General features: G+C 33.8%; 18 protein-coding genes. 8 read left to right on the plus strand and 10 right to left on the minus strand.

Going from position 1 to position 18,903, the window contains the following annotated elements; translation table 11 throughout:
• Window positions 1-75: 75 nt before the first annotated feature.
• The gene (rnr, locus tag X929_RS04035; RefSeq protein WP_103066761.1) at window positions 76-2,289 is read left to right on the plus strand and encodes a ribonuclease R; all 2,214 of its coding nucleotides are present in this window, start codon (window positions 76-78) and stop codon (window positions 2,287-2,289) included.
• A gap of 1 nt (window position 2,290) precedes the next feature.
• Here the strand turns inward: rnr and murB are convergent, their stop codons facing one another.
• The 4 genes from murB to X929_RS04055 form a co-directional block, all read right to left on the minus strand.
• The gene (gene murB, locus X929_RS04040; protein WP_103066762.1) at window positions 2,291-3,211 is read right to left on the minus strand and encodes a UDP-N-acetylmuramate dehydrogenase; all 921 of its coding nucleotides are present in this window, start codon (window positions 3,209-3,211) and stop codon (window positions 2,291-2,293) included.
• 16 nt (window positions 3,212-3,227) lie between these two features.
• Window positions 3,228-4,175 carry a sulfotransferase gene (locus X929_RS04045; RefSeq protein ID WP_169924955.1) on the minus strand — a complete coding sequence of 316 codons (948 nt, stop codon included), beginning with the start codon at window positions 4,173-4,175 and terminating at the stop codon, window positions 3,228-3,230.
• Window positions 4,176-4,195: 20 nt separating this feature from the next.
• Window positions 4,196-4,792: an HAD family hydrolase gene (locus tag X929_RS04050; RefSeq protein WP_103066764.1), complete on the minus strand. Its 597-nt coding sequence runs from the start codon at window positions 4,790-4,792 to the stop codon at window positions 4,196-4,198.
• A gap of 96 nt (window positions 4,793-4,888) precedes the next feature.
• Window positions 4,889-6,466, minus strand: a complete 1,578-nt coding sequence (locus tag X929_RS04055; RefSeq protein ID WP_103066765.1) for a bifunctional aspartate carbamoyltransferase catalytic subunit/aspartate carbamoyltransferase regulatory subunit — start codon at window positions 6,464-6,466, stop codon at window positions 4,889-4,891.
• A 351-nt stretch (window positions 6,467-6,817) separates the two neighbouring features.
• Between X929_RS04055 and X929_RS04060 the strand changes: the two genes are divergently transcribed.
• Window positions 6,818-7,612, plus strand: coding sequence for a fumarylacetoacetate hydrolase family protein (locus X929_RS04060; protein WP_103067029.1), 795 nt, complete (start codon window positions 6,818-6,820; stop codon window positions 7,610-7,612).
• Here X929_RS04060 and X929_RS04065 read toward each other — a convergent pair.
• Window positions 7,572-7,820, minus strand: a complete 249-nt coding sequence (locus X929_RS04065) for a DUF5320 domain-containing protein (protein WP_103066766.1) — start codon at window positions 7,818-7,820, stop codon at window positions 7,572-7,574. The two genes, X929_RS04060 and X929_RS04065, sit on opposite strands and share 41 nt — an antisense overlap.
• Window positions 7,821-7,950: 130 nt before the next feature.
• On the opposite strand from X929_RS04065, the gene X929_RS04070 reads away from it, so the two are divergent.
• Window positions 7,951-9,288 carry an alkaline phosphatase family protein gene (locus X929_RS04070; RefSeq protein ID WP_103066767.1) on the plus strand — a complete coding sequence of 446 codons (1,338 nt, stop codon included), beginning with the start codon at window positions 7,951-7,953 and terminating at the stop codon, window positions 9,286-9,288.
• Between the two features lie 2 nt (window positions 9,289-9,290).
• On the opposite strand, the gene X929_RS04075 is transcribed toward X929_RS04070, so the two are convergent.
• Window positions 9,291-10,052 carry a sulfite exporter TauE/SafE family protein gene (locus X929_RS04075; protein WP_103066768.1) on the minus strand — a complete coding sequence of 254 codons (762 nt, stop codon included), beginning with the start codon at window positions 10,050-10,052 and terminating at the stop codon, window positions 9,291-9,293.
• Window positions 10,053-10,343: 291 nt separating this feature from the next.
• Here X929_RS04075 and X929_RS04080 point away from each other — a divergent pair, with 291 nt between their 5' ends.
• The 5 genes from X929_RS04080 to X929_RS04095 all read left to right on the plus strand — a co-directional run bounded on the left by X929_RS04080 (window position 10,344) and on the right by X929_RS04095 (window position 15,508).
• On the plus strand, window positions 10,344-11,426 hold the full coding sequence (locus X929_RS04080) for an NAD/NADP-dependent octopine/nopaline dehydrogenase family protein (RefSeq protein ID WP_103066769.1): 1,083 nt from the start codon (window positions 10,344-10,346) through the stop codon (window positions 11,424-11,426).
• Window positions 11,426-13,048 (plus strand): cobalamin-dependent protein, encoded by a 1,623-nt coding sequence (locus X929_RS04085; protein ID WP_103066770.1) that lies wholly within the window; start codon window positions 11,426-11,428, stop codon window positions 13,046-13,048. Before X929_RS04080 ends, X929_RS04085 begins: the two co-directional genes overlap by 1 nt.
• 94 nt (window positions 13,049-13,142) lie before the next feature.
• Window positions 13,143-14,246: a DUF5655 domain-containing protein gene (locus X929_RS04090; protein ID WP_103066771.1), complete on the plus strand. Its 1,104-nt coding sequence runs from the start codon at window positions 13,143-13,145 to the stop codon at window positions 14,244-14,246.
• A 494-nt stretch (window positions 14,247-14,740) separates the two neighbouring features.
• On the plus strand, window positions 14,741-14,917 hold the full coding sequence (locus tag X929_RS09665) for a hypothetical protein (RefSeq protein WP_169924956.1): 177 nt from the start codon (window positions 14,741-14,743) through the stop codon (window positions 14,915-14,917).
• Window positions 14,918-15,508: a Fic/DOC family protein gene (locus X929_RS04095; protein WP_103066772.1), complete on the plus strand. Its 591-nt coding sequence runs from the start codon at window positions 14,918-14,920 to the stop codon at window positions 15,506-15,508.
• Between the two features lie 326 nt (window positions 15,509-15,834).
• On the opposite strand, the gene X929_RS04105 is transcribed toward X929_RS04095, so the two are convergent.
• From X929_RS04105 to X929_RS04120, 4 genes are read right to left on the minus strand one after another with little or no spacing between them, the layout of a single operon-like run.
• Entirely contained in the window at window positions 15,835-16,650 is an 816-nt protein-coding gene (locus tag X929_RS04105) for a metal ABC transporter permease (RefSeq protein WP_103066773.1), read from the minus strand.
• Complete coding sequence (locus X929_RS04110; protein ID WP_103066774.1) at window positions 16,643-17,392, minus strand: metal ABC transporter ATP-binding protein; 750 nt, start codon at window positions 17,390-17,392, stop codon at window positions 16,643-16,645. Before X929_RS04110 ends, X929_RS04105 begins: the two co-directional genes overlap by 8 nt.
• Window positions 17,382-18,269: a metal ABC transporter substrate-binding protein gene (locus tag X929_RS04115; RefSeq protein WP_169924957.1), complete on the minus strand. Its 888-nt coding sequence runs from the start codon at window positions 18,267-18,269 to the stop codon at window positions 17,382-17,384. The genes X929_RS04110 and X929_RS04115 overlap by 11 nt, the downstream gene beginning before the upstream one ends.
• A 52-nt stretch (window positions 18,270-18,321) precedes the next feature.
• Window positions 18,322-18,720 carry a Fur family transcriptional regulator gene (locus X929_RS04120; protein WP_103066776.1) on the minus strand — a complete coding sequence of 133 codons (399 nt, stop codon included), beginning with the start codon at window positions 18,718-18,720 and terminating at the stop codon, window positions 18,322-18,324.
• Between the last annotated feature and the right edge of the window lie 183 nt (window positions 18,721-18,903).

The raw sequence follows: 18,903 nt of genomic DNA on the forward strand, positions 1-18,903 counted from the left end.
CGGTTGGGGCAAGATGCATTAAATAAGTTTTAGCTTTTTTAAAAAGAGGAATAATATATTGAATGGAGGTAAAATATGGATGAAAATAACTTAGAAAAACAAATATTGGAAATAATAGATAAAAAGCCACCGATACAAAAAGAACTATATGAAAATCTAAATGCATCTCAAAAACAGGAAAAGACTAAAATTAGAAGGATACTACAAAAACTCCTAAGTGAAGGGAAAATAATTAAAGATTCACAAAACAGATACAGAAAATTAGATGAAAACATGGCTGTTGGAACTATCGAATTCACAAAGAGTGGGAACATGGCTTTTGTGCAATGCTCAGATGGAAGCGAAATTGCTGTGAAGGTTGAAAATTCTGGAATCAGTTTGCATAAAGATTTAGTTTTGGTTGAAATAATAGGTAAATGGCGTGATTTAAAAGAAGGTAGAGTAGTTAGAATATTAAAAAGAGGGTTAAAATATGTGGTGGGTGAGTTCGTAAGAAAGGGGATCTTTGGATTCGTTATACCCATTGATGGAAAAATAAATACGGATTTTTACGTAGCCCCAGAAGGTATAGGAAAAGTTAAAAATGGACAAATAGTGAAAGCCCAGATAACAAAATATCAATCTCCTACGAAAAATCCTGAGGTCGAGATAGTAGATGTCCTTGGGGACAAAGATGATCCTTCCATAGATTTGCCTATAGTGATCTTCAAGCACGATTTACCTGAGCCTGGTTATTTCCCTCCAAAAGTCTTACAAGAGGCTAAAGAACTTCCAAATAAACTTTCTGAAAATGAAATTAAGGGAAGAAAAGATTTTAGAGAAGAAACTATATTTACTATCGATGGTGATACGGCAAAAGATTTTGATGATGCTGTTGGAATAAAAAAGCTAGATAACGGTAATTATTTACTAGGTGTACACATAGCAGATGTGTCTCATTATGTAAAAAGCAATAGTGCTCTTGATCGAGAGACATACAAACGTGGTACAAGCGTTTATCTAATCGACACCGTTATTCCCATGCTTCCATTTGAGTTATCCAACTGGATATGTTCTTTGGTTGAAGATGAAGATAGATTGACAATGTCCTTATTAATGGAAATCGACCCTTATGGGAACTTGGTAAACTCAAAAATATACAACGGAGTGATAAGAAGTACCAAGAGATTGACATATAACAAAGTTAACGAACTTCTATCTGACAATTGTAGCGAAGAAGTAGAAAAAGAGATAGGCTTTTTAAAGTCAGACCTTGAGATGATGAAAGAACTGATGGAAATACTTGCTGCAAAAAGAAAAGAAAGAGGTTCGATAATAGATATAGAAAGCAACGAAGTATACTTTGAATTCGATGAAAAGGGCTATGTGAAAGATATCATCCCTGTGGAAAGAGGCATATCGGAAAAAATGATCGAAGAGTTCATGGTTTTGGCCAATGAAACGGTTGCTTCATACTTCGATGTTCAAGGTTTGCCCTTTATCTATAGAATCCATGAAAATCCGGATCCTGACGTATTGCTTCAGTTGCGAAATTATCTAGATATATTGGGAATAAATGTTAAGTTTCCTCAAAATATACATCCTAAGGTTCTACAAGAAATATTGGAAAAAACAAAGAACCATCCTTTGAGCAAAAATATTCAGATGATGCTTGTTAGATCTATGAAGAGGGCGTTGTACTCAGAAGAAAACGTGGGACATTTTGGCCTTGCTTCATCATCCTATACACATTTCACATCACCAATAAGGAGATACCCTGACTTAGTGGTTCACAGATTGTTGAAAGAGTTCATAAAACACAAAGGAACCCTTTCAAAGAAAGAAATAAAGAAGTATTCCGAAATGCTTCCTGAAATAGCTAAGAATTCTTCTGAAATGGAAAGGGTCGCAGACCAAGCTGAGTGGGATCTTATAGATATGAAAAAAGTTGAATACATTTCAAGACACATAGGAGAAGTCTTTTGGGTGTACATTACTGGTGTAACAAGGTTTGGATTATTCGTAGAAATACCTCAAAAGATGATAAGTGGATTGATACATATATCAGAGCTGAATGATGATTATTACATCTACGATGAACGTGACAATACGTTGAAAGGTGAAAGAACCGGCAATGTTTATAGGATCGGAGACAAATTACAAGCCCAAGTTGTAAGAGCGAATAAAATTAGAACGGAAGTAGATTTTGTCCCGTATAAGGAACATGATTTTGAAAAGTTGAAAAAAGAACATCCTCATGCTAAAATAAAAGTTAACAAAAAAAATAAGAAAAAAAGGAAAAAATCGTAATTCATTCCCAAATCTCTGGTTCAACCTGTAGCTCAACATTGTATTTGTCTTTTACAATGCGTTTTACATACTCAATTAATAAAATTACATCCTTGAAAGTAGCGTTACCTTTGTTGATTATGAAACCTGCATGTTTTGTTGATATTTGAGCTTCGCCTATCGAAAAGCCTTTCAATCCTAAATTTTCTATCGTAGTTCCCACAAAAAAATCTGGTTTCGGTCGTTTGAATATGCTTCCCGCAGATGGTAAATCGATAGGCTGTTTCTCCCATCTGCGGGTTGAAAAATCTATCAATTTACTTTTGATCCTTTTAAGCTCATCTTTTTTTAGTAAGAATTTAGTGGATAACAGAATGAAAGAACCTTCCTGGAGAATGCTGGTTCTATAACCAAACTCTAAATCACCTTTATTTAAAGTCTTTACTTTTCCATCCCTTAAATCGTATACCGTTGTTTCCAAAACAACATCCTTCATTTCACCCCCGTAAGCCCCGGCGTTCATGTAAACACCTCCGCCCACACTTCCCGGAATGCCGCATGCGAATTCAAGTCCAGAGTATCCATCTTCCGAAAGCAAAAAAGAAAGAGCAGATAAAGACACTCCGCTCTGCGCTTCCACAATCAAATCGATATTATTTTTTTCTTCAAAATTTATTTTATTTATGTATTTTGTGGAAAGTACAACAAATTTTAAGGGTTCGTCACTTACGATCAGGTTGGTTCCTTGACCTATAATTCTGAAGGGGATTTCTCTTCTGACTAATTCTGATAAAGAATTCACAAAAGAACTTAAAGTTTTTGGGAATAAGATATAAGGAACAGGTCCTCCTATTCTAAAACTTGTATAATATTTGAGAAATTCATTTTGTCTAACATCACATCCATCTGCATATAAACTACGTTTAAGATCTTCTGAAATCATTGAATACTCCTATAAATTATGCGTACTCTTCTTTATAATCCGAATTCAATTTTTCTAGCCACTCTGGTTCCTTTCCATAACCAAACTTATCCATTAATTCCCCACAATGTTTTTGAAGTATATGTGCCCTCTTTTTATCCCAATTTTTCCAATGTGGTATCTTATACTTATCAGAAGCAGAGTTTATTTTCTTACTAAGAAAAGAAGGTTCAAAAGTATACTTTCTACTGAATCCATCGTCAAATTTCGTGGAAAATTCTAATAGATCTATAAAATTTTCTTCTTTTTTCTCGCTTGTGAACAAATCTTCGTAGCGATATAATTTGAAATTCTTTTTATTTTTCATAGATTCCAATACCAATGTATTCAGTTTATTATAATACCACGCAAACTTTTCAAATTTGCTCATGCTTTTCCATTTCATCGAGTAGGGATCATCTTTAAAATGGGAAGCTCTCATACTCATTCCCAAAAATGAAAAATCGACTTTACTATATAATAAATAAACAGGTGAACTTATGGCCGAACGGATCCATGTTCTTGGATCCCTTATTATAAACACAACTTTACTATTAGGAAATACATCTCCCAATAGATCTATAACTCCGTGAAGATGGTTACTTGATTCGACGTACAAGCTTTCCTTCGTCTCTTCCAAAATCTGCTTTCTTAAGCCTTTTATATACTCTTTAGTTTTTTCATCGTTTATCTTTCCCCTCCTCCTGTAGGTACTCAACTTGCACATGGATTTGGAGGGCAAAAACTGTCCTACGGTCATTTGATAAAAACCGAACCTTTTTATATCTTCTCCCCATTTTTTAAGATCTTTAATGAACACATTTGCAGGTTCATGGACCGCATAACAATCTTCAACCATTTTTGATAAACTTTTTGCAAGAAATCTCGTACCTGTTCTTCCGGTTGAAGTAATAAATACACAATGTTTGTCAAAAACGTTATTCACTTCATCGCCTCCTTCCTCAATTACAGGGCACCCTCTCTTTTAAACAATTCTCTTAAGGATTCAGGATCTTTATATAGTATACCTTTTATCCCCAATTCTTCGGCAGCCTGTATGTTTTCAACAATATCATCCACAAAAATCGTTTCTTCAGGTTTCAAATTAAACCTATTAAGTAAAAGCTGATAAATTTCCTTTTCGGGCTTCAAAAGCTTCTCTTTATATGAAATAACCATTCCGTCAAAGATATCAAAAAACGAGTATTTCTCTCTTATATAATTGAAAGCATCTTCATGAAAATTAGACAAGATGAAAAGTTTGTTGTTTTCTTTCAATTTAGGTAGAATTTCTATGTTTTCAGTTATGGGATGAAGATAATTCTTCCATTCTTTAAGTAATATATTGATTTCCTCTTTTAAATCAGGATTTTTCTCGTTGAATATCTTTTTTGCTTCCTCAAAAGACAAGGTCCCCCTATCCAATTCCTTCCATATGATTGTTGTAAAAACAGCCTCTTTCAATTTTCTTTTTATAAGTGGATCTTTGAAAAGATCATCTAAGATCTCTTCTGGATCGAATTTAAAAAGGACATTTCCCAAATCAAAAACGATATTTCTCAAAAAAACTCCTCCTACCTTACTCTGTACTCTATCAATAAATTTTATCACAAAAATATTAAAACAGTAAAAATAAAGATAAAGAAAGATTTTTTACCATTAAAAGCTCCATATTTCTTCAAAAGTATGTGCGGTTTCACAATATTCACATATTAACTCATTGTCCTCGTTTCTAACGAAAGAAACTTGTACGTTTTCGTTGTTTTGAGGATTTGTTATACAGTTTTCGTTTTTACATCTCAACTCTTCGAAACCGTATATAATAGGTGGTAAAGAAATCCTGTATTTTTCTTTGACTCTTGCGTTTTCAATAATATTTACAGTTGTATTTGGAGATATGGCTGAAAGCTTTTTAATTTCTTTCTTTGATAGATGAACGTCAGGCAAACTAATGTACCCCTTTAATCTACCGTCGGCCGATCTAAATATACCGTCTGCACTATCAATATTATAAAATTTCAAAATCTTCCTTATTTTCATGATCGTCTCGTATATCTTTTCTGGGTTTTGTCCTTTGGCTATGTGATCAATTACCGTTCCATTTTCAATCGGCTTGATCCCTCTTTTTCCTTCGCTTAACAATCCTTTTTTCCCATCTTTTATCGGTGCGGATATGACGAAATCCTCTTCATTAATTTCAACATTTTTTCTCGAGGTATCAAAGGGGGCAGTCAAAGCACCACCAAACATAGAAAGTAAGATTATCCTTGTCCAATATCCGTTTATTGCCTGTTTTTCCCAGCCGTTAAGCGGCAAGGGGTCTAAAAAGGTTGGAATAGTGGGGAAAGTTTTGTGACGGGGGAGGGGATGATAAAATTTAACGTTTTCGGAGATAAGAGGGAGAAATTCTTTTGTAAAAGTCACACTTTTTCTCAAAATATGTTCTTTCTCTAGAATATCTTCCCCCATTCGTTCTAATTGAAGCCTTGTGAAATACCAAATATTCGCTTTTTTATCCTGTTTTAGGTACTCTTCTATGGAAGAGAAGATTCTAACGTTGTACCCCTTTTGCCTCATTTTACTTATATAATGTTTTGGCATCTGTAATTCTTCCGGTGCTATCAAATCAACTTCAACGTTTTTAAATATTTTTAATCCTTCCACTTTGGAATGAACCGTTCTTCCATGAAGAAGATCCCCTATAAGAGCTATATGAATGTGATCATTGTTAAAATTCATCTGCTCTAAAAATGTGAATTCATCTAAAATTTCTTGAGTAGGATGCTCATGCTTACCATCTCCAGCGTTTATAAAAGAAGGATATGGTAGGTTGTGTCTTGAAGCGAATTCTGAAACCTTTTCATCTAGTAACTTACAAGTACCTTCCAATTTTGATCTAATAATGAATATCGAATAATCTGAATAACCGGTCAACATATTGAAGGTATCTATATAACTTTCTTTTTTATTAAATGAAGAGTGTTCTGATTCGAAGATGTTGGTTTTAGCGTTTTTGTGGAATTTAGAAGCGTTAACGAAGGATTCTTTGGTTCTGGTACTTGGTTCGAGGAATACTATGTAAATGCCTGTTTGGTTTTTTATTTGAAATTCGGAAAGATCTTCTTTATTTGCCCATTTCGTTTTTAACCTTTTTGTTTGGTTGTAAAGAAATAACTGCTCTTCAACCGTTAAATCATTCATAACCGTTAAACTTCTCCCTAAAAAATCATTTTTCATAAGAATCCCTCCCAAAAAATTCTTTTAGCTATCTTTAGAAATTCTAAAGGGCCTCAATTTCTAATGAGTCTATATAAATTTACTTTTTTTATTATATCATTTTTTTTTAACATACACAATATTGACAAACACAATATATGGTCGTATGATAAAGACATAGCTCAACAAATAGAGTAATTATCTCTTATGACAACTAAAGACGACTTACAAGAAATAAAATCAAATATACCAGATGATTTAAAATACTCAAATTGGATGTATAATGAATACAGGTTGGGAGCGGGGCGCTATATACAAAGTTTTAGAATTTCTCAAGGTGGTAATCAAAAAAAAAAAATGGAGGTAAAAAATATGAAACTTGTCAGATTTCAAAAAGACGGAAAAACCAGTTATGGCGTGTTGGAAGAAAACAATATAAAAGTTATTGACGGCGATATCTTTGAAGATTTTACAGTTACCAATAATATCTATCCCCTCACTGAAGTTACGTTAAAGGCTCCTTGTAATCCTAGCAAAATCGTTTGTGTTGGCTTAAACTATCGAGATCATGCGGAAGAAATGAAGGACAGAATTCCAGAAGAACCCGTTCTCTTCATAAAACCGTCAACGGCTGTGATTGGACCAAAAGAAAGTATTATATACCCAAAAATGAGCGATCAAGTAGATTATGAGGCAGAACTTGCAGTAGTAATTAAAGATAAAATCAAAGACATTGAAGAAGGCCAAGTAAAAGAACATATCTTAGGTTATACTTGCTTTAACGATGTTACCGCCAGGGATTTACAGAAGAAAGATGGACAGTGGACACGAGCAAAATCCTTTGATACTTTTGCACCCTTTGGGCCATCAATCGTAACGGATGTTGATCCAAGTAACTTAAACATTCAACTTTTACTCAACGATCAAATCAAACAAAACTCAAATACTAACCAATTAATCTTTTCTGTGAGAAAACTTGTAAGTTTCATATCAAAAATAATGACCCTAAATCCAGGTGATGTAATTGCCACAGGCACCCCTTCAGGTGTGGGACCAATGAATGTTGGAGATAAAGTGGCAGTTAAAATAGAGAAAATAGGGATACTGGAAAATTATGTAGTTGATATCAATCATCCAAATAACCCAAATTCTTCAATCGTTTTTTGATAGCTTTTATTTCCTCTTCAGTCAGCGTTTCAATTTGGTTAGTGGATTTATTATTCTTTTTGGTTTTCTGAATTTCTTCAGAGGACACCAAATCTCTAAGCACAGACACTACAAACTCTGTAACACTGGAATAACCAGTGTTTTCTATTATGGATTTAATTTTATCGTACAATGGTTTTGGTATTTTTAAGGTCACCTTATCAGACATAAAAGCCACGCTCCAAATGTATTCTTTTAAATGTATTATATCATGTAGTTTTTGATAAAACAACGTTTTTTCTTTTTGAAAGATCTATATGTTATTATTTGTTGATAGCTTCTTTAAAAGGAGTGTCTTAATGAGCAAAAAAATCGTAATCATTGGATTAGACTGTGCTTCACCAAATTTGGTCTTTGATGAGTTTTTCGATGATTTACCCAATTTAAGAAAAATTATGAAAAATGGTGTGTACAATGAATTAGAGTCTACTATCCCTCCAATAACCGTCCCCGCCTGGATGAGCATGTTCACAGGTAAAGATCCTGGTGAACTTGGAATATATGGTTTTACAAATAGAAAAAATTATGACTATCACTCTTTCTCTTTGGTTTCTTCAAAAAGCGTGAAATATAAAAAATTATGGGATATTTTTACAGAAAAGGGTAAACAAAACATCGTGATAGGCGTACCGTTGACTTACCCTCCTTCTCCCTTGAAAGGAAACATGATTTCAGGCTTTTTAACACCTTCTTTTGAATCTAATTATACTTATCCAAAACACTTAAAAAATGAATTGGTAGCTAATACAGGGCATTTTATTTTTGATGTAAATGATTTCAGAACCGAAGATAAAGAAAGATTGTTAAAAGATATCTACGATATGACGAATAATCATTTTAAAATTGCGAATTGTTTAGCAAAAAACAAACCGTGGGATTTATTTGTAATGGTTGAAATGGGGCCAGATAGAATTCACCATGGATTTTGGGCTTTGCACGATAAAAATCATCCAAAACATGTAAATAGCAAATTTAATTCAGCTATTAGAGATTATTATATTCATTTAGACAGTAAGATAGGAGAATTTTTGAACGGTATTCAAGATGATTACGACGTTATAATAGTATCCGATCACGGAATAAAACCCATGTACGGTGGCATAGCCATTAACGATTGGCTCATTAAGAAAGGTTATTTGGTTTTAAAAGAATATCCAAAAAAGCCGGTTTCTATAAATAAATTGATAAGAGAAAAAAAGATAGATTGGAGTAAAACCAAGGTATGGGGAAATGGTGGCTACCATGGGAAGCTATTTTTCAACATAAAAGGCAGGGAGCCTTTGGGAGTAATTGAAAAAAATGAATTAAATAATTTCAAAACTAAACTGATAAAAGAGCTGAAAGATATCAAGAATGAAGATGGAAATGAGATGAATACAAAGGTCTATGAACCTGAAAAAATTTATAATAAGGTAAATAATATTCCCCCCGATTTAATTGTTTACTTTGACGAACTATATTGGAGATGCCAAGGCACCATAGGTAATAAAAGCATTCACACACACGAAAACGACATCGGCCCCGACGATGCTAATCATGACAGCCACGGGATTTTTATAAGCAGCAATAAAATGCTGAAGATTAAAAAAATTACGGATTTTTTTAGTTCGATAATTTATAATTATTTGTCTGATTGAAATTAAAGTACAATCATTCTGACGCTTAAGAAAGTAATGATGCAACCGAGAGAAATCATCAACACTTTAGCAGGAATTTTCTTGGTTACCAAAGCAGCGATTGGAGCCGCTAAACTTCCCCCGATGATTAATCCAATAATGACACTCCAATTGAATTGTGACAGCAAGGCTATGAATGCCATAACTTCAGCAACGGTGACAAAAAACTCAGCAACGGTGACAAAAAACTCAGCAGCGTTTACTGAACCTATAGTCTTTCTAGGATTCTTTCCATCAGAAACTAACGTTGACGTAACGATAGGTCCCCATCCGCCCCCTCCAATGGCGTCAAAAAAACCTCCTACAAGACCCAAGACAGAGTAATGCCTTCTTCTCGTGATTTTCTCTTCTGATTGTTTATGCATGTTGAAAACTTTAAATAATATTCTTATCCCCATAATCAATAAATAGATACCAATGAAAGGTTTAATTTTGTTGCCATCTATATTTGTCAAGATATAAGCACCCAAAATCCCTCCGATTACACCAGGTATTAAAAGTTTTTTGAAAAGATTCTTATCAACGTTACCAAGTTTCAGATGAGAAAATCCTGATATAAATGTTGTAAAAACCTCAGCAAAATGAACGGAAGCACTTGAAATAGCAGGAGGTACACCAACAGTTAATAATAAAGCATTTGAAATAACACCATAAGCCATTCCTAAAGCTCCATCTACAACTTGAGCAAGGAATCCTACTATTATAAAAAACCATAAAGTTTCCACTTACTATCCCTCCCTCAAAACTCCTTTTTGAGTATTATACTCTAATTAGAGTGTAGTGTCAAGTGAACTTTAAATTTTCTTTTAAACATCTAAAATTCATGCCAAGCCCTTACTACTCCTTATGGGTAGGTGTGGGTGATAGGTCATTAGTTGTCAATTTTTAGAATTTTTATAGACAGTATATATAATTTTCTAAAAATAATGTAAAATATAATAGAAAGGAAATATTTGCAATAATTCATTTACCTTAATACTTATCTACACAGTAAATTATAATATGGAGGTGGTCATATGGTTAAGATAGCGGTGGTTGGAGCGGGTAACGGAGGTCAGGCATTAGCGGGATATTTAGCTATGAAAGGTTTCGATGTAGCTCTCTTTAATAGATCTAAAAGAAGAATATCTCCCATCATTGACTCACATTCAATACGAATAGAAGGTCAGGTGGTTGGTGAATATCAAATATCTTTTGCCACAACAAATATGGAAGAAGCGATAAAGGGTAGAAAGTTGATTATGGTAGTTGTTCCTGCTTTCGCACACAAAGAGATTGCCAAGAGAATGGCTCCTTATTTAGAAGATGGCCAAATAATAGTTTTAAACCCTGGTAGAACCGGTGGTGCCTTAGAATTCAATAATGTATTGAAAAAAGAAAATGTGAAAAAAGACATCATACTTGCCGAAGCTCAAACTTTTATTTTTGCCTCAAGAATGTCCAATCCAGGGGTAGCTAAAGTGTTTAGAATTAAAAATGCTGTTCCTGTTTCTGCACTACCAGCTACCAGAAATGCCCAATTAGAAGAAATATTGTGTAATGCTATACCTGAGTTTGAAGTAGTTAAGAATGTAATTTACACCAGTTTTAACAATATTGGAGTTGTTTTTCACCCCGCAACATTAATATTGAATGCAGCAAGGGTTGAAACAACGGCAGGAAAGTTTGAATTCTATTTCGAAGGAATATCTCCTTCTGTAGCAAAGGTTTTGGAAAAGATAGATGAGGAAAGATGTAAAGTTATGGAGCTTTTTAACGCGGAGCCTATGACTGCAAAGGATTGGCTAAACTATGCATACGATGTAAGAGGAAACTCTTTATACGAAGCTATTAGAAACAATGTTGGTTATAGGGGAATATATGCGCCTCCAACGTTGGATAATAGATATATTCTTGAAGATCTTCCAATGAGTCTTGTACCTATCTCTTCTTTTGGAGAAGAGTATGGTGTGAAGACACCTGTAATTGATTCTATTATAAATCTTGCCAATATAATGATGGGAAAAAATTTTTGGAAAGAGGGTAGAACCGTAAAAGATTTGGGTTTAGAAGGAATGAGCATAGAAGATATAATAAGACTTGTTGAGGAGGGAGAATGATGAAAAGAATTCTTGGTGCTTCTATGGGAAGTGATGCGCATACAGCAGGTCTTTTAAACTTTTTGGAATTGGCAAGAAATGAAGGATATGATGTTATTTACTTAGGTGGAGCGGTTCCGATTGAGAAAATTATTAAAACCATAGAGGAAGAAACCCCCGATATTGTGTCAATAAGTTACCGTTTGGGAGCCGATGCTTTCGAAAATCTTATAAAAGAATTTATAGAAAAGATAAAACAATTAAAAAATTATGAGAAAATCGATTTTATCTTTGGAGGGACGGTTGAAACCTCTCAGGTTGCAAAAAAATACGATTTCTTTAAAAAGATCTTTGATGGTTCAGAGGAAGAAGAAGATGTAGTTTTGTTTTTAAGAGGTCAAATCAAATATAAAGAAGAGAAAAATTTTCCTTCCACATTAGCCGAAAGAATTGCATTTAAATCCCCATATCCGCTAATTAGGCACCATATTGGGCTTCAAACAATGGAGGAAACCATCGAGGAGATCAAAAGACTTGCAGAATCTGAACTCTTGGATATCATCTCTTTGGCACCAGATCAAAACTGTCAGCAATACTTTTTTGAGCAAGAAAAGATGGACCCCAACCAGGACGGAGCAGGAGGAGCTCCCATTAGAAATGAAAAAGACTTTGTTGCCATGTATGAAGCCAGTAGAAGAGGCAATCATCCTTTAGTAAGATGTTACTCTGGAACCAACCACATGGTCGAATTTTCTCAAGTTCTAAAAAGAACTATCAACAACGCATGGGCGGCGATACCTATATTTTGGTATTCTGAACTTGATAGAAGGTCTGAAAGGAACTTATTAGATGCGATAAAAGAAAATATGGAAGGAATAAAGTGGAACGCAGAGAACGGTATCCCTGTAGAAATTAACGACGCTCACCAATGGGAACTAAGGTATGCCCACGACAGTTTAGCAGTCGCAACTACTTATTTAGCTGCTTATGTAGCTAAAAAACTTGGGGTAAGATGGTATGTTCAACAATATATGATGAACACCCCGCCAAAGTTATCTCCAAAGATGGATATAGCTAAGTCTTTAGCCAAATTAGAACTGGTAGAAACACTAAAAGATGAAACTTTTACACCTTACAGGATGGTAAGAACGGGGCTTCTTTCTTTTCCAGCCGACCCCAACAGCGCTATGGGACAACTTGTTTCTTCGATGTTTTATTCATCTTACTTACAACCACATATAATCCACGTGGTAGCGTACTGCGAAGCCATGAAAAGGGCAACTTCAAAAGAAATAATAGAAAGTGTAAAAATGGTAAAAAGGGCGAACTCTTTAGCCTCTCGTGGATTACCTGATTTTGCCAGCGACCCTGAGATCAAAGAAAGGGTTAATTTATTGAAAGAAGAAGCTATGGTCATAATAGAAAAAATTAAAAGTATCTCCCCTCAAAAAGAGGATCCTTTGACTGACCCAGAAACTCTCTATTTAGCGGTAAAAGAAGGAATTTTAGATGCAGTTGGGTTACAAGGCAACTCTGCTGCCAAAGGACAAATCAAATCGGCTGTAATTAATGGCGGCTACGAAGCTGTGAAAGAGAACGGTGAAGTGCTGAGAGAAGCTGAAAGACTCTTTGGAAGACAGTAAATGGTACTTTATATCTTCACGCTAATCTCCTATCCAAGTTTATCTAAGAGAGGAGTGTAAAAAAAATTAGCAGGAACATTAGGAGCTGACAAAAATGGATACTTTAGTTAAATGTATTGAAGATCTTCGTATGAAACTGAATAGGTACCGAAAGCATGGTCTTAAAGAATATCCAACGCGAACAATATTTGTAGATCAATTACTCGAAGCTCTCGGGTGGGATATAAGAGATCCGGATGAAGTGGAACTTGAGTATCCCACTATTGATGGAAAGTCTGTTGACTATGCTGCCAAAATAAACCGCAGGCCTGTCTTATTCATTGAAGCGAAAGCCTTAAATGATCCACTTACAGATGTCAAAGCTATTACTCAGGTAGTTGGTTACGCTGCCAATGCGGGTGTGGAATGGTGTATCCTTACCAATGGTATTAACTATAAGGTTTACCATAGTACCGAAAAGACAGAGGCTCCGGAAAAACTACTTTTTGAAATTTCTCTTGATCCAAAAGAAACCGAAGGAATGTCGCTTCAGCAAGTTGCAGAACAATTTGCACGTTTCTCACGTGATTCAATGGCTAAAGGTGTGCTTGATGAGATTGGTGAACAAATCTTTACAACAGGAAAGATAAGAAAAGCTTTAGATAAACTCTTTATGGATCCCCCAAACACATTAATTAAACTTATACGCTCAACCCTGGAGGACGACTCCATCAAACCAGCTCAAATCAAGAAAGCCCTCAAGATGCTTTGGTCCCAACCATCGGAAACAGAAATACCTTCAACTTATAAATATACTAAAAAGCCAGTTCCTTCATCAGAATTGAAATTAAAAGAGTATAATGAAGAGCACCACTTAAATGGAAAACCGCAAGAAGTCGTAGAATTATTTAAGACACTTGATAAATTTTGTAGAGAACTTGATCCAAACATAGTTCAAAGAGAAGCCCTTAAACACTATACAAAATACACACATGGTAATAACATTTTTTGTTGTGTTCGTATTCATAAAAGTGGACTTCGTGTTTGGTTAAAGTTGAATTATTCGGATTTAGAGAGTCCAGCTAAATATGTTCGTGATGTTTCAAATATCGGACACCTGGGAGTCGGAGATGTTGAGTTAACAATCGATAGTCTCGAGAGATTTCAAAGTGCTAAAAGCCTTATACAAAAATCATTTGAAGAAAACAAATCAAAATGAGGGGGGAAATAATTGAAGAGCGGATAGATCCCTATTTGAAAACCGGTTGGGACTTTGGATATGTAATAAAGACTCCTACAGAACGAATATTGTTGAGAAAACAAAAGAAATTTGACACAAGTACACAATTTATGCTAAAATAGTGTAGAAGAAAATTTATTAGATATTTGCCAATAGTCAACCAGCTACCGCCTAGCCAGGCGGAGTTTTGTGGTTAGCAAGCCATATTTGATTAGCCTCAGCCACCGGTTAATAAAGAGAAAGTGTTTCAGACTCTGCAGTCAGTGATTAAACAATTCAAATTGGGTTCTTATTGCTGTTCTGTGCAAAAAAACTTTTTTAAACAAAATTAGGTTTTGGGGTTTTTAAGGGGCTTGCCCCCTAAACACTTAGTGTTGCTGACAACAAATCCCATACAACCTTGAACCCCTTTCGGAGTGCTTTATCGCTGAGGCCAGTAACAGTATTGTATAATTATAGTTGGAGGGATCAATATGACAACAAAAGCAGATAAATCTTTTTTTGATAAATTCGAATATGTTAAAAATACGCTGGCAATAGAAGGTTATAAAATAGGCAAAAATGATAGAGCGTTTTTTAAAGAGATAGAAGATAATAAATATACTAAAGAACAGATAATACAAAAAATATTAAAAGCTCATAATATTTAAATGAAAGATTACAGTGTAAAAGATAATTACTATTGTTATGAAAATTCTTTTGTTTTAAAAAATAAATTTGAAATAAAAGACCAAAAAATATTAGATTCAGTGGAAAAAAACATAACTGGTGCTATTCTTTTGTTGCTACAGTCAAAAAATTTTGATAAAGAAGAATTAGACTATGATTTTTTTATGTGGTTACACAAATATATTTTTGGAGATATTTATAGCTGGGCGGGTGAATTACGGGTTGTTGATCTTATAAAAGGTAACTTTAAATTTGCTCATTATTCTTATTTAGATGATCAAATGGTTAGTTACTTTGAAAGATTGAAAAAAGATAAATACCTGATAGATCACAAAAATGAAAAATTAATAAAACATTTGACTTATTATATCACAGAACTGAATATTATACACCCTTTTAGAGAAGGAAATGGTAGAGTTATAAGAGAATATTTTAGGATTCTTTTAAAAAGAAAAAATTTATATATAGATTATGCTGATAAAGAACGGTACTTAGAAGCCATGATAGAATCCCCCTATAAAACTGATAAATTAGAAGCGTTTTTAATTAAAAATTTAAAAGGTATTGAATAGTTTATTAACGAGTCCTTTAAAATTTATAGATATCACTGGACTCTTCGACTGAACTCAGAGTGACATTTGTTGTATGTTGTGGGTAAAAACACCAGAAAGTCAAAAAATCAGGAGAATATTAATATGAGTTATAAATGGTATATCGTTTGTCCAATCAAAAGATATTATGATGAAGGTAAACTAGATAAAAAATAGAAAGTTGCGTACGCTATCAAATGGAAGAAATGGGTAAGTACCATCCGGACAATATGCTACCTGATGGAACAATTGATAAGCATCTAAAATGAAACAATAACTAGTTGAAAGAAAAAATCAAAAAATGCCTACTAAGTAAAAGACTTAAGAACCGTTTTTCTTAAAAGATATGAAATTAGAAATATCATAAAAAGTGTTAGAACTATCATTGGGCCTGATGGAACGTTTAAGTAGTAAGATAAAAAAATACCCAGAACAGATGAAAAAACACCAACTATTACAGATATTATCAGCATTTGGTTTATACTTTTTGCATAAAGCTTTGCTATAACACCAGGTGTTATAAGTAGAGAAGTTATCAGTATGATCCCTATTATTTTAACGGAAACAACTATTGTAACGGATGTAATCATTAAAAACACTAAATTTATTACGTTTGTAGGTACTCCAAATATTTTACTTAATCTTTGGTTGAATGAGTAATATTTAAGTTCCTTGTTTAAGAGAATAACCATAAAAAGAATAAATAAGTCAAAAATTCCCAATAAAATCAAATCTTGTTGAGTTATCATTAATACGTCCCCAAATAGAAAACTGTCTATTTCAGGGACGTATCCTTTTTTGAATGAAAGTAAAATTACCCCTATAGCCATAGAAAGCGATAAGAGCATTCCTATCACACTATTTTCTTGTACCCCTTCTTTTTTGCCCAACTGGTTTATAGCTATTGCAAATATAATGGCAACTATTATAGACAATAAATTCATATTCAATCCAAAGAAAAGAGCGAAAGCGATGGCACCAAACGCCACATGGGCCGCTCCATCTCCAATAAACTCCATTTTTTTTAGGACTATGAAATTTGATAGCAACGCACTACCAAAACCCGAAAGAATAGCACCAATTAAGGCGTATCTCATAAAAGGGTAACTTAGAATGTCAATCATCTTTATTGCTAACCACCTTCATCTTTTCATTGACGTGAATAAACAATTCAAAGTCTTTAGAGTATAAAGTTCGCAAATCATTGATATCAAGATCAGCAGTGTTTTTGTGACAGTGAAGTGTTTTGTTCATGCACATAATTTTATTTGTTTCTTTGAAAATCATGTTCAAATCGTGACTTATTAACATTATACTCATATTTTTATCTTGCTTGAGATTTCTAAGAGTTTCGTACAGTATACTTTGCCCTTCTTTGTCAATATTGGCTTCAGGTTCGTCCAGTATTAATATATCAGGATCGGAAACTAAAGCCCTTGCCATCATCAACCTTCTATACTCTCCTCCGGATAATTTTCCCACTAGCCTGTTGTATAAATGGTCAATTTGTAAAAGTTTGAGAGTTTCTCTCACTTTTTCATAATGTTCTTCTTTAAACCTCTTAAACGGACCAACTTCACTGTATAAACCCATTAAAGCAACTTCATATACCTTGATAGGAAAATCTCTTTCTCTTTCTTCCGATTGTGGAACATACCCAATTTTTCCATTTATCTTTATTTCTCCTGTATAATCTTCGATTTCTCTGATTAGAGTTTTTATTAAGGTTGATTTTCCGGCTCCGTTAGGTCCAATTATCCCTACAAAGTCCCCCCTATATATATCAAAAGATATATTGATCAGTATATTGTTGTTTTCGGTGGTGTAATTTAAATCTCTAACAGATATTAAAGGGTCAGTAACCATAATTCACCACCCGAATGATTTCAAACAAATTGTCTACGTATAGAGATTCTAAATCGAATACTCTTTCTGAACTCCCCAAAGGATCCAAAACACCTACATTTAAGTTCAAGTTTTTAGCTATGGTTCTCACAGTCTTGTCACTGAGTTGAGGTTCATTGAAAATAGCTTTTACGTTTCTCTCTTTAGCAACGTTAGTTAATTCAACTAATTGCTTTGGAGTGGGGTCCACCCCCGGGGAGATTTGAATTACACCAACGATTTTTATACCATACCTTCTTGCGAAATAATCATAGGAATTATGAAGAGTAAATATTGAGCCATCGATGACTTTGGCTTTTTCAGCAAGGTAGTTGTCAAGTAAAATCAATCTGTTTATATATCTTTCAGCGTTTTGAGCGTAGTAATCTTTATTTTCAGAGTCTAATTCTCCAAAAACCTCTGTCAAACCTGGAACGATGTAAGTATACATAATATATGGATCTAACCAAATATGGGGGTTATATTCAAACTCTTCATGCTCATGATCTTCATGAGTTTCATCTATACTTATAAGTTCTTCAAGTGGAATGAAATCGGAAACTTGAATTATTTTTACACCCTGTTTTTCCAGATTCATAGTTAGATTAGAGATAAAAATCTCTAAAGCTAAACCATTTGTAATTAAAATATCTGATTCGTACAAAGGCACTAGTTCTTTTGGTGTTGGCGAGTATGTGTGTGGACTCTTTCCTGGAGGAACGACAAGATTCACTTGACCTTTTTCTTGTATTATTTCTTTACTTACATAGTAATAGGGTAATATTGAAGTTGAAACATTTATAGCGAATACTAAAAATGAAGCTAACAAAACAATGGTTGTTAAGATTGTTTTCTTCATGCCTTCTCTCACCTGCTTTTTTATATTTAATAATATTTTGAACGATTTTATACTAATTGAAATGACCATATTGACCGTCTTTAGTAATTTTCTGACATTCCTTACATATTCCTTCAAAATAAAGGGTGTGAGTCAAAACTTCGAAGTCTAATCTTTCTTTTATATACTTACTCATCTGCTCAGAGTAACATAGGTCAAATCTTTCAAACTTCTTACATTTTGTGCAGTATATGAAATGAAAATGTCCTTTCCCCTTAAAAAAATATTTGATTTTGTCAGAAAAAACTATGGATCTAATGTCTCCATTTTCTTCATAATTTTTCAAGTTTCTGTAAATTGTGGATTTATCGTAATCTTCGTTGAGCTTTTCATAAATCTGTTCGGCGTTGAGTGGATAATCGTACTCTTCTAAAATACCTAAAATGTCTCTGCGAGCTTTTGTGTTTCTCATAGTAAGTTCACCTCTTCAAGATAAAGATGAATAATTCTAAACCCCTAAAAGCATAAATGCAAACGGTTTGTTTTTGCACTTGATTTGCACGAACATTATATAGTAAAAACTTTAAAATGTCAAGTTTTTTTATGGTATAATCTAAAAAACTAAACAAGGTCTTTTCCATAAGTTATATGATTT

The sequence above is a fragment of the Petrotoga olearia DSM 13574 genome, from assembly GCF_002895525.1.
Lineage (GTDB): Bacteria > Thermotogota > Thermotogae > Petrotogales > Petrotogaceae > Petrotoga > Petrotoga olearia.